This is a genomic window from Pseudoalteromonas sp. NH0006-26 (assembly GCF_057552415.1).
Genome location: NZ_BAAJMJ010000006.1, coordinates 157,247 through 172,418 on the forward strand (window position 1 = coordinate 157,247; position 15,172 = coordinate 172,418).

The 15,172-nt window shown below is 41.3% G+C and carries 12 protein-coding genes and 1 pseudogene; 3 read left to right on the top strand and 10 right to left on the bottom strand.

The window, feature by feature from the left end:
• Nucleotides 1–64: 64 nt before the first annotated feature.
• The 6 genes from AC27JR_RS11100 to ffh all read right to left on the bottom strand — a co-directional run bounded on the left by AC27JR_RS11100 (nucleotide 65) and on the right by ffh (nucleotide 4,729).
• Complete coding sequence (locus AC27JR_RS11100; RefSeq protein WP_487173627.1) at nucleotides 65–934, bottom strand: MYG1 family protein; 870 nt, start codon at nucleotides 932–934, stop codon at nucleotides 65–67.
• 192 nt (nucleotides 935–1,126) lie between these two features.
• Nucleotides 1,127–1,486: a 50S ribosomal protein L19 gene (rplS, locus tag AC27JR_RS11105; protein WP_008114473.1), complete on the bottom strand. Its 360-nt coding sequence runs from the start codon at nucleotides 1,484–1,486 to the stop codon at nucleotides 1,127–1,129.
• 33 nt (nucleotides 1,487–1,519) lie between these two features.
• Nucleotides 1,520–2,287, bottom strand: coding sequence for a tRNA (guanosine(37)-N1)-methyltransferase TrmD (trmD, locus tag AC27JR_RS11110; RefSeq protein WP_008114471.1), 768 nt, complete (start codon nucleotides 2,285–2,287; stop codon nucleotides 1,520–1,522).
• Entirely contained in the window at nucleotides 2,287–2,823 is a 537-nt protein-coding gene (gene rimM / locus AC27JR_RS11115) for a ribosome maturation factor RimM (RefSeq protein WP_008114470.1), read from the bottom strand. Before rimM ends, trmD begins: the two co-directional genes overlap by 1 nt.
• A 17-nt stretch (nucleotides 2,824–2,840) precedes the next feature.
• Nucleotides 2,841–3,089, bottom strand: a complete 249-nt coding sequence (gene rpsP, locus AC27JR_RS11120; RefSeq protein WP_008114468.1) for a 30S ribosomal protein S16 — start codon at nucleotides 3,087–3,089, stop codon at nucleotides 2,841–2,843.
• 260 nt (nucleotides 3,090–3,349) lie between these two features.
• The gene (gene ffh / locus AC27JR_RS11125) at nucleotides 3,350–4,729 is read right to left on the bottom strand and encodes a signal recognition particle protein (protein ID WP_008114466.1); all 1,380 of its coding nucleotides are present in this window, start codon (nucleotides 4,727–4,729) and stop codon (nucleotides 3,350–3,352) included.
• 223 nt (nucleotides 4,730–4,952) lie between these two features.
• Between ffh and AC27JR_RS11130 the strand changes: the two genes are divergently transcribed.
• Together AC27JR_RS11130 and AC27JR_RS11135 are read left to right on the top strand one after the other, a co-directional pair.
• Nucleotides 4,953–5,759: a cytochrome C assembly family protein gene (locus AC27JR_RS11130; RefSeq protein ID WP_008464736.1), complete on the top strand. Its 807-nt coding sequence runs from the start codon at nucleotides 4,953–4,955 to the stop codon at nucleotides 5,757–5,759.
• Between the two features lie 61 nt (nucleotides 5,760–5,820).
• Entirely contained in the window at nucleotides 5,821–7,089 is a 1,269-nt protein-coding gene (locus AC27JR_RS11135; RefSeq protein WP_138956964.1) for an HlyC/CorC family transporter, read from the top strand.
• Nucleotides 7,090–7,145: 56 nt separating this feature from the next.
• Here AC27JR_RS11135 and AC27JR_RS11140 read toward each other — a convergent pair whose 3' ends face one another.
• Both AC27JR_RS11140 and gshA read right to left on the bottom strand, forming a co-directional pair.
• On the bottom strand, nucleotides 7,146–7,754 hold the full coding sequence (locus tag AC27JR_RS11140) for a transglycosylase SLT domain-containing protein (RefSeq protein ID WP_076918956.1): 609 nt from the start codon (nucleotides 7,752–7,754) through the stop codon (nucleotides 7,146–7,148).
• A 388-nt stretch (nucleotides 7,755–8,142) separates the two neighbouring features.
• Complete coding sequence (gene gshA / locus AC27JR_RS11145) at nucleotides 8,143–9,720, bottom strand: glutamate--cysteine ligase (protein WP_487173628.1); 1,578 nt, start codon at nucleotides 9,718–9,720, stop codon at nucleotides 8,143–8,145.
• Nucleotides 9,721–10,147: 427 nt separating this feature from the next.
• On the opposite strand from gshA, the pseudogene AC27JR_RS11150 reads away from it, so the two are divergent.
• A pseudogene (locus AC27JR_RS11150) lies at nucleotides 10,148–11,708 on the top strand (methyl-accepting chemotaxis protein).
• A gap of 57 nt (nucleotides 11,709–11,765) precedes the next feature.
• Here AC27JR_RS11150 and clpB read toward each other — a convergent pair.
• On the bottom strand, nucleotides 11,766–14,342 hold the full coding sequence (gene clpB / locus AC27JR_RS11155) for an ATP-dependent chaperone ClpB (protein WP_008114452.1): 2,577 nt from the start codon (nucleotides 14,340–14,342) through the stop codon (nucleotides 11,766–11,768).
• A 96-nt stretch (nucleotides 14,343–14,438) separates the two neighbouring features.
• On the bottom strand, nucleotides 14,439–15,170 hold the full coding sequence (pgeF, locus tag AC27JR_RS11160; protein WP_131690737.1) for a peptidoglycan editing factor PgeF: 732 nt from the start codon (nucleotides 15,168–15,170) through the stop codon (nucleotides 14,439–14,441).
• Nucleotides 15,171–15,172 lie beyond the last annotated feature (2 nt).

Here is a 15,172-nt window from a genome sequence, read left to right on the forward strand (position 1 = left end):
AGGATCTTAAAAAGTGGCAAAAGCCACTTTTATTAAGTAACCGGCGAGCGGTTAAGGAGAACTATTAGTATTCTAATGCCATAGCCGCAAGCGACATAACACTGTCGAATGATTCTGCGCCAGCGATAAATAAGCCATTGTGACAAAACATAGCATCATCGATACCGGTTACCGCTTGAAATTCATCGTCTGATAATCCTGCCCATGTTGCAGGTAATGACTTTCTGTCTTCAAAAGAGCCTAATTCTGCAGGCACTGTTTGCACTATCCACTTGCCAGAATGAGATGGGTAAACAACAAATAATGCCTCTTCAGATAAACTATGTACGGTTTTTTTCCACGGCGTATAACGCTCCAATACGATTAATCGAGGATCGTCAGCTTGTTTAATTGCTTGAGCAACAATCTTTTTAGCATTTAAACCACCACGCGCTGAGGCCACAAAACGAATCAGCAAAGTGTGTGCAAACTCGACTGCTTGATCAAAAGCAGTATCAAAATTACTTTCCTCTTCCCAAGTTGGGTTAAACATAGAAATTGTTTGGCTTAAGCTAATGCCTGTAGCAACCCCTTCCACATGACCACAATCAATGGCATCAATAGTTGATACAAGCCCTGCATCCACCGCATTAGCCACATCTTGGTTATCATCACATATTGCTAAACCATACTTTTTCCACACCAAGCCAAATGATGAAAAAGGAATCCCATTTTCGCGAGCACCGGCACCTCCGCGCTGATGGTGATCAAACCGGTCAGTTTGTGGGTCATATTGACCGCCAACATCAATAACCACATCGGCGTCATTAATAATCGCATTATCGCGTGTGCGGATCAGGGTAAAAGAAGGGAAAATAATTTTAAGCGCAGCGATACTAAAAACATCATCTGCATGAAAATTGCCGTTGTGTGTAACTATCGTTTTATCATTCATTTTTGTACATCATTTTTTGCAAGAAGTGAGAAGATATTGTGCTTTGAAGTGAACCACACTTTAACGCATGCTGGTTAATGTGTGTATTGGTTTTTAAATGTATCGCTATAAAAACCGCAATAGCATTAAAACCAAAACGGGTTGCAACCCAAAGGTTGCAACCCGTTTTTTTGCGTTGATAAACAGCGCGTATTAGTTAAGTTTTTCTCTAATACGTGCAGATTTACCAGAACGCTCACGTAGATAGTAAAGCTTAGCACGACGAACCGCACCGCGACGCTTAACTGTTACGCTATCAATAAGAGGGCTGTGCGTTTGGAATACACGCTCAACACCTTCACCGTTCGAGATTTTACGAACTGTGAATGCTGAGTGAAGACCACGATTACGCTTAGCGATTACAACACCTTCAAAGGCCTGTAGACGCTCTTTAGCACCTTCTTTTACTTTTACCTGTACAACTACTGTATCACCAGCGCCGAATGCAGGTACGTCTGTTTTAAGCTGCTCTTCTTCAAGCGCTTTAATAATATTTTGGTTTACTTTTGCCATTATGTTTCTCACTTTCCTAGGTGTAACTGTCTTCTAGCCACAAGCTTTTTGGTACTCTTGCTGAAATTTCGCGAGTAATACCGCTTGCTCCTCAGTCAGAGCTAGGTTATGCAACAAGTCAGGACGGCGAAGCCAAGTTCTACCTAATGACTGCATAAGCCGCCATTTCGCTATCTCTTGGTGGTTTCCGCTGAGTAATACAGCAGGCACCTGTTTGTCGTCCAATGTTTCTGGCCGTGTATAGTGAGGACAATCTAGCAAGCCATCCGAAAATGAATCTTGCTCTGCTGACTGGTTGTGTCCTAACACCCCTGGCACTAATCGCGCTACTGCGTCAATTAATGTCATGGCAGGTAATTCACCCCCACTCAAAATAAAATCACCAATTGACCATTCTTCGTCAACGTACGATTCTATTATTCTCTCGTCTATACCTTCATAGCGACCGGCAATTAAAATCAGTTTTTCAGAGTTTGCGAGTTCGCTTGCCCCTTGCTGATCTAATTTGCGCCCTTGTGGCGACATATAAATTACTTTTGCACCATCACCTGCAGCCTGTTTGGCTTCAAGAATGGCTTGTTTAAGTGGTTCAACCATCATTAACATGCCTGGTCCGCCCCCGTAAGGACGATCATCTACGGTTCTATGCTTATCAGTTGCATAGTCACGTGGATTCCAGCAGTTAAAGTCGATTAAACCATTTTTAACAGCGCGACCGGTTACACCTTGCGTTGTAATTGCATCAAACATATCAGGGAAAAGGCTGATAACCCCTACCCACAACGAACTTGTTTGACTCATTAAAAGCTTGGATCCCAATCTACAGTAATTTCTTTCGCATCGTATTTAACTTCTTGAATAACTGAATCAGTTAAAAAAGGAATTAAACGTTCTGCTTGGCCAAATGCATCTTTACTGTTTGCTTTCACAACCAGTACGTCATTTGAGCCTGTCTCCATAAGGTCATCAACAATGCCTAAGTTATAACCTTTATCAGTTACAACCGACATGCCAATGAGATCTCGCCAATAGAATTCACCTTGCGGTAATTCTGGTAGCTGCGCTGAATCCACAGAAATTTCAACATTGGTATAAGCCATTGCTTGGTCTCTGTCGTTTACTTGCGCAAACTTAGCGATAAAGCCTTTGTTGTGGCGACGCCAGTCGACCACTTCTAAGGATTGCCATTTACCTTGCTGCCCTATCAACCACGGGCTGAAATCGAAGATCCCTTGGGGATCATCAGTAAATGAATGCACCTTAAGCCAGCCCTTTATACCATAAGGGGCGCCGAGCTTTCCTACGACAATTATTGATGAGGTGTTCTCTTGACTCATGGTTACACTTACGCCTATTAAGCCGCTTTACGAGCGTCTTTAACTAATTTAGCTACACGATCTGAAAGACCTGCGCCTTGACCTAACCAGTGCTCAACACGTGGTAAATCTAAACGAAGTTTTTCTTCTTGACCTGAAGCGATTGGGTTAAAGAAACCTACTTTCTCGATGAAGCGACCGTCACGCGAGAAACGGCTATCCGCAACCACAATTTGATAGAAAGGGCGTTTTTTAGCGCCACCACGTTGCAAACGAATAGTTACCATACCGTCCTCTAAATAGATTGACTGTTTTCATTAATAAGATTTACTCCCCAGTATGGGGAGCCGGTGAATTGTACGAGTTTTTAGCAACAATGCAAGTAAGAAGTGATGCAAAAAGCCAGTTTAGTAGATTAAACCGTGATCCAAGAAGAAAAAGCATGTGAACAAGCTATTCTGTGCATAGTTTATTCAACAATAAAGAGGCGTTTTGCCTCTTTATTGATTACTTTTATCTGATATCGGAGATAATAAAAGTTAAATGATTAAAATTTCGGGCCACCGCCACCCATCATTCCCGGTGGTAACATTCCTTTCATGCCACGCATCATTTTTTGCATGCCACCTTTACCTTTCATCTTTTTCATCATTTTTTGCATTTGGGTAAACTGCTTAAGTAGCTTATTGATCTCTTGTACTTGCGTACCCGAGCCTGCTGCGATGCGCTTTTTACGCGAACCTTTAATGATCTCTGGGCGTGCACGTTCTTTTTTGGTCATAGAGCTGATAATCGCTTCCATTTGAATAAAGGTTTTATCACCCATTTGGCCTTTTACCGCATCTGGGATGTTTTGCATGCCTGGCAATTTATCAAGCATCGACATCATGCCACCCATGTTTTTCATTTGCTTTAATTGATCAGCAAAATCATCCAGGGTAAAGCCATCACCTTTAAATACTTTTTGCGCTACTTTTGCCGCTTGTTCTTTGTCTACTTTCATCTCGACTTCTTCGATTAATGAAAGTACATCACCCATGCCTAAAATACGTGAAGCAATACGGTCTGGGTGGAAAGGCTCAAGGGCATCAGTGCGCTCACCCACACCCATAAACTTAATTGGCTTACCGGTAATATGACGAATAGATAACGCAGCACCACCTCGGGCATCACCATCTGTTTTAGTCAGTATCACACCGGTCAGCGGTAAGGCTTCGTCAAATGCTTTTGCAGTATTTGCCGCATCTTGACCTGTCATTGCATCAACAACGAATAGCGTTTCGATTGGATTGATTGCATGATGTAAGGCTTTAATTTCATCCATCATGTCGCTATCAACATGCAAACGACCCGCAGTATCGACTAATACAACATCAATAAATTTCTTTTTCGCATGAGAAATTGCAGCAGTGGCAATATCCACTGGTTTTTGCGAAATATCACTTGGGAAAAATTCTACATCTACTTCTGTTGCTAAGGTTTCTAATTGCTTAATTGCCGCTGGACGATACACATCGGCACTCACCACTAGCACAGACTTTTTCTTGCGCTCTTTTAAAAACTTAGCCAGCTTACCCACACTGGTGGTTTTACCCGCACCTTGAAGACCCGCCATCATCACAACAGCTGGCGGTTGCGCGTTAAGGCTTAGCTCTTCGTTAGCTTCACCCATGGCTTTTTCAAGTTCTTCACGAACAATTTTTATAAATACTTGGCCAGGGCTTAAGCTTTTAGTAACTTCAATACCCACTGCGCGTTCTTTAACTTGTTTTACAAACTCGCGAACAACAGGCAACGCCACATCGGCTTCTAAAAATGCCATTCGCACTTCACGAAGTGTATCTTTAATGTTGTCTTCAGTTAGGCGGCCACGGCCACTAATATTTTTTAGGGTTTTACCTAATCGTTCTTGGAGGTTCTCAAACATGTAACGGTTCCGAAAAGACGTTGAAATCAACTCTATTAATAAGGTCGATGTTATTAAAATTCAATTAGAAATAGTATACCGTAAATGGTGGTATACAATACAGTGCTGAAATGCTGCTTATTGAGTTTCTTTTTACAGGGTCTATGCATTTGCTTTGCTATAAAATACAATGGCTACATAACGAACACGAATTATCTGACTTCAATTAAGTGGCCAAAGCAAAATGCTGATTATTAGTTTAACTATTATTGCCAGTTTATTTTATGTGTTAGCAACGTCTCACGTGCTTTCGCGATTGTTTCATCATCAGGGGCCGAGCCAAAAAGTTACTATAATACTTAGTACTGTCGCTATTTTGGCGCACATGCTGCTATTAGTAAATTCGGTATTTAGAGCTGATGGGCAAGATTTAAGTATTGTTAATGTGGCATTACTGACTTGCTGGATTATTGTGCTGTGTGTTACCACTGTTTCTTTAAAGTTTCCCGCAACCTTGCTACTACCTGTTGTTTATGGCTTTGCTGCACTGCTAACAATTTCTAGCCTATTTATCCCTCATCATGTTTTATTACAAAGTATAAATGTAGAGCTGGCACTGGTTGCACATATATCACTGTCGTTATTGGCCTACTGTATTTTAATTATTGCCACTTTGTATGGCGTGCAGTTTTACTTTATTGATAAACGCTTAAAGCGAAAAGACTTAGCGATAGTTCACAGTCACTTACCGCCACTCATGGTGGTAGAACGCCAACTTTACCAGTTATTAAACTTAGGTACCGTATTATTAAGTGTGGCGCTCATTACCGGATTTGTATTTCTAGATGGCATGTTTGCCAAAGAGTTTATTCACAAAACAATCTTATCTCTAGTTGCTTGGGCCATTTTTGCTACGATTGCAGTTGGCCATGTAAAACGTGGTTGGCGAGGCAAAGTAGTGGTAGTGAGTATAATGATTGCCGCATTTACACTCACACTTGCTTATTTTGGTAGCCGTTTTATACAAGAAGTGGTCCTAAATAAGTTTTAACTTGACTCTGAAAGCTCACTCTAGCTTAATACGCATTGGTTTATAAAAAAAGGATCCATCGTTGGACGACATATCGACAAGTACCCTGTTTATCATATTAGGTTTATTGGTGCTTTTTTCTGCTTACTTCTCCGGGTCAGAAACCGGAATCATGTCAATCAACCGTATTCGTTTGCGACACCTCGCTAAAGAGAACCATCGTGCTGCGAAACGCGTTAGTAAATTACTGAGTCGACCAGATAGGTTGATAGGTCTGATCCTAATTGGTAATAACCTGGTTAATATTGCTGCAGCGCAGGTAGCCACCATAATAGGTATACGCTTATATGGCGATTTAGGTATTGCTATAGCAACGGGTGCATTAACACTAGTTGTGCTAATTTTCGCTGAAGTAACGCCAAAAACACTGGCCGCCCTCTATCCTGAGCGAGTCGCTTTTCCTAGCTCTGTGATACTTAAGGGCTTGTTAAAAATACTCTTCCCATTTGTGGTAGTTGTTAACTGGATGACCAACGGCATATTACGCTTATTTGGCATTAGTGCTGCACAAATAGATGAGCACAGCATGAGTAAAGAAGAATTAAAAACCGTGCTAAATGAATCAGGTGCACTGATCCCGGCACGCCACCAAAGTATGCTGACCTCAATTTTAGATTTAGAGCAGGTTACCGTTGAAGATATTATGATACCCCGCAATGAGATTGTGGCGATTGATATCAACGATGACTGGAAAATAATTAGTAAACAGCTAACTCATGCTCAACATACTCGCGTGCTTTTATACCGCGATAACATTGATGATGCAGTGGGCTTTATTCACTCTCGTGATGCATTACGTCTTCTTACTAAAGAGCAATTCGACAAACCTTCGCTCCTTCGAGCTGTACGCGAGATATACTTTATTCCTGAGGGAACGTCGCTTAATACTCAACTGCTGAAGTTTCAGTTGTCGAAAGAACGAATTGGCATCGTTGTTGATGAATATGGCGATATACAAGGCTTAGTCACCTTAGAAGATATTCTTGAAGAGGTTGTGGGCGATTTCACCACCACTCAAACCCGTACACCAAGTGAAGAAGTAACCACACAAAGCGATGGTTCTTATATAGTTGATGGTGGTGCCAACGTGCGCGACTTAAATAAAGAAATGGGTTGGGAATTCCCATTAGATGGCCCTAAAACACTCAGTGGCCTTATTGTTGAGTATTTGGAAGATATTCCAGATGCTAACTTAAGTATTCGTATTGCGGGCTACCCGGTTGAAGTACTTGAAGTAAAAGAAAACATGATCAAACAAGTTAAAATTCAACCCAATAAACGTAAAAAATAAACCAATAAAAAAGGAGCCAAATGGCTCCTTTTTTGATTAATCTGGGTTTAGGTTAGTTAAAAGAATAAACGCTCAAACCAACCTTTGTCTAAATCATCTTCACAACGTCTTAGCTGCACACCATAACGGCTTGCACGGTGTTTTACTTTATTGGCAACGCTCATTAGCCACTTTTTCTTGCGGTAGGTGCCTCGCTTATAACCGCCCCACCCTTCATGATAATTTAGATACTGTGCGTAAGCATCCCACTTAGACACCCCATTTATTTTATGGGTTTTATAAACAAACCATGCCATAAAGTCGATCGCATCTTCAAATTCGTCTCTATCGGCACCGCTGTTACCTGTTTCACGAATATAGTCAGACCAAGTTGGCGTTTTAGCTTGAGAATAACCATAAGCATCGCTTGCACGGCCAGTTGGAATTATCCATAAAAAGTATTCCATAGGCGGTGCAGCATCATGACGAAAAGAGCTTTCTTGATACATCATGCTCATTAACACATGCTTGGGTGAGCCCCACTTATCTTGGGCGTCTTTAGCATCAAAATACCAGTCAGATTTCTCTTCAAAGATTTTACAAATATCTTCGGGTTGCTTGGGTGGCGCAGTGGCACAACCCGCTAAAGTAAGCACTAGAGATAAAGTAATAATATTTTTTTTCATTTTTTAAGATCTCACTGAACTTTTTAAAAAAGTGTGGGTCTGAATCTATGAATGCAGTAGTACAGCATTGTTTCATCCCTAAAGAATATTTACGCAGCTACTATGGGCTGCGTTTTTTTTGCCTATTACTTACTTGGGTCTGTTGACCTTTCAAGGTTGAATTTGCAGCAGTTTGTTTGGTATTTAGGCAAGGCAAAGCCTATGTGGTGTGGTTATTCCCCATAAATAGGCGATAACGCAGCATCAATGCCAAACAGGTGCTGCCCTTCGGGTTCTGCCTAGGAGCGATTTACTCTTTGTTGCTCGGTTTTTACTTAGCCCACTAGGTTACAAACCTCGCGCCGCGATTAAACCGCTCCTAGTTTGAACAAATTGTAATCCGCAAAGGTCAACAGCCCCTGAAATACGTATCTAAAAACGCAGTAAATGATTGATTATCGGCTTGCTCAATTGCTTTTTGAGCCTGGTAAGACTCTGCCGCTTGTTGCGCTAACCACGACTTTGAGAATTCAGTATAACTGGCTGTCTCATGGCTTTGTTTGTACTTTTGAGCAAGTGAAAGTGCGAAGTGCCCATTATCTAGCCCTGATGCTTTTAACTGCTCAACATAACGCCCTGAATAAGTTAATGTCGGATTATGCACCCACATTGCCATGCGCTTAATAGTGTTTGAGTAATAGTCAACACCGTATGCGTTATCCATCCACTTCGCAACGTCAACGAGCTGGTTAAATATTTCATCGCCCCATGACTCAAGACTGCGCGGCTCATTATTAAAATTAAGCATCAGGCCTTTTTCTCGGCCTTGGTTCACCACTGTATCAAGGTTTTCAGTGCTACGTGCTTGCTCTTGCCAATTCATAGGCGCTGAGTCTTTTAATAAACAATAGGTTAAAAATACATCTAAAAAGTGTATTTGCTCTAAATCAATGCCAACCTCACTAAATGGGTTAACATCCAATGCACGAATTTCAATATATTCTATACCCGCTCTTAGTAGTGCATCGGTGGGTGTTTCACCATTTTTAGCATTACGCTTAGGGCGGATTGGCGAGTAAAACTCGTTCTCTATTTGTAGAATATTTTTATTTAGTTGCTTTGGCTCGGCACTCGTATAGTCGTCAATACTGCCATAAATATCTGAAGGCGTATTTATGGCCTTTTTCAACCCTGCAACATACTCATCTAATGAGTTATACATTACACGTAGTGATGACTGAGCACTGTTGGTATAGCCTAGATTACCTAATCGTAGCGCAGTGCCCACTTCTAAATATAAAGTACCTTTGCCTAGCTTTTTAAACGGTAAGTCGCTTTTACGCCCTTGCAAGAATGAACTACACAATGCAGGTGACGCACCAAACATATAGCTAATTAACCACAACTCGCGTTTAAAATTGCGAATTAATGCTAAGTACCCATCAGATATAAAATCTTCAAGTTTTGCGTTGCTTTGCTTTAATGAGTGTAGTGACTGCCATAACGTTTCAGGAAAAGAAATATTAAAGTGCACGCCGGCAATCGCTTGCATCATACTACCGTAACGGTTCTTTAAACCTTCACGATATAAGGTTTTCATTTTACCAACGTTAGAATCGCCAAATTGAGCTAAGACAATATCGTCTTGATGATTTATAAAACACGGCATACTAATTGGCCACAGCAGTTCATCGTCCATATGTTCTAGGGTGAACTTTTGTAGATCTTTCAGCTGTTGTAACGTTTGCGTTGATGACTCGCTAACCGGTGTAATAAACTCAAGTAAGGACTCAGAAAAGTCAGTCGTGATATGTCCGTTGGTAAGCGCACAGCCTACGCCTTCGGGGTGAGCTTGCTTAGAAATAGAACCATTGGGTTTAATTCTTAGTGATTCTCTCTCAATACCGCGCATAATACCTTTAATAGCATGCTGATTATCTGCATTAGATAACGCGTTGAGCGTGTTCTTTAAATTATAAGTTGCCAAAAAAAAGTTTCCTCGAGCCAAGTGGCTTAATCATAAGGTTATGGGGTCTAATTACCTTTACTCAAGATTAAATGAAGAAAAAACTACATGAATTTATTAGATATAGTTTTTAATGAATTTTAAACACGCTTTGTTTCACGCTATAAAAGATAATCTTGCCATTGCCACCAGCAATATACAATTTCTTTTACATATTATTTGCCACAATCCTCTACTGCCCCCAACGCATGATTTCCCCAATACGAAAGAGTGAATCCCTTGCTAAAAGTTTGTCATAATTAAAAAATTCAATTACCCTTAAAATTGATAAAGATCATAAAAATATCAAAAAAAATGCCTTAATACTGCTATTTAAAACTTATCACTAACGTACGTTAGTTTTAGTAATTACAATAGCCATCCTAATAAAGAATGATAAAGAGTTACTATGCGTCGTAATCAAAGCTTAATAGATGAAGAGGTCACCTTTGAAGAGCACCAAGAGTTGGTTTCAACGACCGATCTTCGGGGTGTTATTACCTATGCCAATCATGAATTTTGCAGTATTGCTGGCTATGAAATGGATGAACTCATCAATAAAAACCACAATATAGTTCGCCACCCTGATATGCCTAAAGCGGCATTTAAAGAAATGTGGGACACCTTAAAGCAAGGCCATTCGTGGCGAGGTGCTGTAAAAAATTTATGTAAAGACGGCCGTTACTATTGGGTCGATGCATTTGTAACACCTATTTTCGAACATGGCCAATTGATTGGTTATCAGTCTGTGCGTGTAAAACTCTCGCAACGCGCAAAACGTAGAGCGCAGAAACTGTATGCCAAAATTAACGCTAATAAGTCACTATTTAGCTGGCGTGAGCGCACCTCACTCAGACAGGGCTTGAGCGTAGCCGGTGTTTTAGTTTGGTTAGCCAGTGTCGCTATTTGGGGTTCTATGGCGATTGCAGCAGTTAACCTGATAGTGTGTATAATCATTTTAGCATTAAATTATGATGAGCTAATAGCGACACCTGGTACCCTAAAACAGCAAAAAATCGAGGCGGATTCAGTATCTCGTTATGTATTTAGTGGCTCACACCCTCACAGTATTAGTGATTACCGAGAGCAAATGCTTTGCGCCAAGTTAAAAACGGTACTAGGGCGTGTTAAAGACTCAACCTTGAGTTTTAATACTATTGCCCAAGGCTTAGATCAGCAATCGACGCTAACCGAGCAAGGAATTTCTTCTCAGGGAACTCAGCTTGAGCAAATAGCCACTGCGATGTCACAAATGAGCACCACGATTGGTGAAATTTCTAATAATACCAATAATACCGCAGATAAAGTGGGGATCACCTATCAAAGCTGCTCTGATATAAAAAATCATATTGCCGATAACAGCAAGATGGTATCTGATTTAGCAGTACAAGTTGAGCAAGCGGCAACCACAGCCACAGGACTTGCCTCTGAGGCCGATAAAATTGGTCAGGTAATGAGTGAAATAGAAGGCATTGCAGAACAAACCAATTTGTTAGCACTTAACGCAGCAATTGAAGCTGCCCGAGCTGGTGAGCATGGTCGAGGTTTTGCGGTGGTCGCTGATGAAGTACGCGCACTGTCTTCACGTACTCAAAACGCCACAGCTCAAATTCACAGCTCAAATTCACAGCTCAATTAAAGAGATTCAAGATACTTTGTTTAGCTGGTCTAAAATCATGCAGAGCACAAAACAACAAGCCGATGACTGTGTTAACACCACAGGGCAAACACAACAAGAGCTGGATAGTATCTTTACTCAAATTAGTGAAATTTCACAACTTGCTACCGATATTTCAGCCGCCGCAGAGCAACAACAGGTGGTAAGTAGAGATATTGGCAGCAATGTTGAAAAAATTAAAGGTTTGGGGGATGACAATTTACAACTCAGTTATAGCGTAGCGCATGGCGCTGCTGAATTGGTGGAAGGCTCACGAAAAGTAAATGATTTACTGCTTACCTTTAAAGTTTAACAATAAGATTTAAAATCAAACAAGCCGCTGTTAACAGCGGCTTGTTTATTTGTGTAATTAACGACTAGTAAATACTAAGCCTTCTGCATTCGCATCAATAACAATGATAGAACCGGGTTGAAAATCATTATTAAGCAGCTTCTGTGCTAATGGGTTTTCAATGGTCTGTTGTATAGCACGCTTAAGTGGGCGAGCGCCATAAACAGGATCAAAGCCACTGGCTGCAATTCGCTCAAGCGCAGCATCAGTCAATTCCAGTAAATAACCCATCTCTGTTAATCGTTCACGCAGCTTACTTAACTGAATATCAGCAATTTCTTTAATATGACTATGTGCCAACGGATGGAACACTACTGTTTCATCAATACGGTTAATAAATTCAGGCCTAAACTCGTTATGCAGCACACCCATCACTTTATTTTTCAGCTCATCGTAGTCATTATTGCCCGCTTGCTCTTGGATAATATCTGAGCCAAGGTTTGAGGTCATAATAATTACGCTGTTTTTAAAGTCGACAGTACGGCCTTGTCCATCTGTTAAGCGTCCATCATCAAGAACTTGTAATAAAATATTAAACACATCTGGGTGCGCCTTTTCTATTTCATCCAACAAAATAACCGAGTACGGCTTCCGACGAACAGCTTCCGTTAAGTAGCCACCTTCTTCGTAACCTACATAACCGGGAGGCGCACCGACTAAACGCGCAACTGAGTGTTTTTCCATAAACTCAGACATATCAATGCGTACCATGGCACTTTCGGTGTCAAACATATAGCCAGCCAACGCTTTTGTTAACTCTGTTTTACCCACCCCTGTTGGCCCTAAGAATAAAAATGAGCCAATAGGACGATTCGGATCAGCAAGTCCTGCACGCGAACGACGGATGGCATTGGCCACCGCAACCACCGCTTCATCTTGCCCTATCACTTTATTGTGCAATTGCTCTTCCATTTGCAATAGTTTTTCACGTTCACCTTGAAGCATACGTGCCACCGGAATGCCGGTCCAACGTGATAGAATTTCGGCAATTTCGTCTTCGCCCACTTGGTTTTTAAGTAAGCTCATTTCTTGCATTTCGGCTTGCGATGCTAAATCAAGCTTACGCTCAAGCTCGGGAATACGGCCATATTGCAGCTCTGACATACGCTGTAAATCGCTTGCTCTGCGTGCCACTTCTAAATCAAGTCGTGCCTGTTCAAGCTCTGCTTTAATGACTTGCGTACCTTGCAAAGAGGCTTTTTCAGCATTCCATACTTCATCAAGCTCACGGTATTGCACTTCAAGCTCAGTGATCAGCTCAACCATTTCTGCACGGCGCTTTTGACTGGCCTCGTCTTTTTCTTTAGCCAAGGCGTTATCTTCAATTTTTAACTGAATGATACGACGCTCTAGCTTATCTAAGGCTTCAGGTTTTGAATCAATTTGCAGCCGAATAGATGAGCCCGCTTCATCAATTAAATCAATTGCTTTATCAGGCAATTGGCGATCACTAATATAGCGATGTGATAACTGTGCTGCAGCAACAATTGCCGGATCGGTGATCTCCACTGAATGGTGCAATTCGTAGCGCTCTTTTAGGCCACGTAATATAGCAATAGTGTCTTCAACCGATGGCTCTTCAATTAATACTTTTTGAAAACGACGCTCAAGCGCAGCATCTTTTTCAATGTATTTACGGTATTCATCCAGCGTTGTAGCCCCTACACAATGGAGTTCACCGCGTGCTAGTGCAGGCTTTAACATATTACCCGCATCCATGGCGCCATCACTTTTGCCAGCACCAACAATGGTATGAATTTCATCAATAAACAAAATTACTTGGCCTTCTTCTTTGGCCAACTCATTGAGTACTGATTTTAAACGCTCTTCAAACTCACCGCGGTATTTGGCTCCCGCAACTAATGCACCCAAATCAAGTGAGAGTACGCGTTTATTTTTTAAGCCCTCTGGAACTTCACCATTAATAATACGTTGTGCAAGCCCTTCGGCAATTGCGGTTTTACCCACCCCAGGCTCACCAATTAACACAGGGTTATTTTTGGTGCGACGTTGTAATACTTGGATGGTGCGACGAATTTCATCATCACGGCCAATTACAGGGTCAAGCTTACCTTGCTCTGCCCGCTCAGTTAGATCAATAGTATACTTTTCAAGTGCTTGACGAGTTTCTTCAGCATTAGGGTCATCAACTTTTTGACCACCGCGAATTGCCTCTATAGCAGTTTCAACTTTGTTAGCGGTGATATTAAGTGCTTTAAATACACTGCCAAGCGGTCCTTTATCCTCGCATGCAACTAATACAAACAGTTCGCTTGAGATATATTTATCTTTGCGTTTTTGGGCGTACTTATCACATAAATTAATAAGTGAAACCATGTTGTTTGACAATTGTACATCGCCACCAACACCCTCCACTTTAAATAATTTTTCTATCTCTTGAGAGAGTTTGGTATTGAGCTCGTCAACGCTAATGCCCATTTGTGCAAACAAAGCACGCACACTTGAGCCGCTTTGCTTTAATAAAGCATACATAAGGTGAACGGGTTCAATAAATTGATGATCGCGACCTAGCGCTAATGATTGCGCATCTGAAAGCGCAGACTGAAATTTACTTGTAAATCTATCTAAACGCATGAGGGTTTACCTATAAAAAAACGAATTACTTAATAAATGGGTATGTTAGCGGGTTTGTTCAAGGTATTGAGGGAAAAATAATCACTTAATGGTTATTTACTTGCGCCAGATCAAACTTACCATACGACCGGTTTGGCCATCTCGTCGATAAGAAAAAAACTGATTATCTTGAGAAAAAGTACAGTATTCACCACCACTAATATTCACAACACCCCGTTGGTTTAGCAAAATACGCGCTATATGATAAATATCAGCTAAATATTTATCGTTATTTTGAGGTTTAAACGCGTCGTGCAAAGCAGGATTATTGGCTGTAAATATTGCAACAACCTCTTGGCCGACTTCAAATCGATTAGCCCCTATTGCAGGACCTAACCAAGCATGTAAGTTCGTTGGTGCATGTTTAAAATAGCTAACTGTATTACTAATGATTCCTTGCGCTAACCCTCGCCAACCGGCGTGAATGGCAGCCACTTCTTGGCCATCGCTTGAGGTAAGTAAAATAGGTAAACAGTCAGCGGTCATTATAGCTAAAGGTTGATTGCTTAACTGCGTATAAAGCGCATCCCCCGTCAGAGTTTGTTTAGCGTCAAACCCTTCATCCACTCTAATTACGTCGGCGCTATGAACCTGATTTAACCAAACAGCCGGGTTAGGTAAGTGGGTATTTACATGCGCTCGATTGGTTAATACATCTTGGCGGTTATCACCTACATGCAATCCTAAATTCAAGCTATCAAATGGTGGCTTTGATACGCCTCCATCCCGTGTAGTACTCAATGTGCCTACACCCTGAATAGATTGCCATGTAGCTGATAAGCCAGACATAA

Excerpts from the sequence above, each read along its gene's own strand:
- AC27JR_RS11100 (WP_487173627.1), bottom strand. The coding sequence starts at position 934 with ATGAATGATAAAACGATAGTTACACACAACGGCAATTTTCATGCAGAT.
- rplS (WP_008114473.1), bottom strand. The coding sequence starts at position 1,486 with ATGGCAAAAGTAAACCAAAATATTATTAAAGCGCTTGAAGAAGAGCAG.
- trmD (WP_008114471.1), bottom strand. The coding sequence starts at position 2,287 with ATGAGTCAAACAAGTTCGTTGTGGGTAGGGGTTATCAGCCTTTTCCCT.
- rimM (WP_008114470.1), bottom strand. The coding sequence starts at position 2,823 with ATGAGTCAAGAGAACACCTCATCAATAATTGTCGTAGGAAAGCTCGGC.
- rpsP (WP_008114468.1), bottom strand. The coding sequence starts at position 3,089 with ATGGTAACTATTCGTTTGCAACGTGGTGGCGCTAAAAAACGCCCTTTC.
- ffh (WP_008114466.1), bottom strand. The coding sequence starts at position 4,729 with ATGTTTGAGAACCTCCAAGAACGATTAGGTAAAACCCTAAAAAATATT.
- AC27JR_RS11130 (WP_008464736.1), top strand. The coding sequence starts at position 4,953 with ATGCTGATTATTAGTTTAACTATTATTGCCAGTTTATTTTATGTGTTA.
- AC27JR_RS11140 (WP_076918956.1), bottom strand. The coding sequence starts at position 7,754 with ATGAAAAAAAATATTATTACTTTATCTCTAGTGCTTACTTTAGCGGGT.
- clpB (WP_008114452.1), bottom strand. The coding sequence starts at position 14,342 with ATGCGTTTAGATAGATTTACAAGTAAATTTCAGTCTGCGCTTTCAGAT.
- pgeF (WP_131690737.1), bottom strand. The coding sequence starts at position 15,170 with ATGTCTGGCTTATCAGCTACATGGCAATCTATTCAGGGTGTAGGCACA.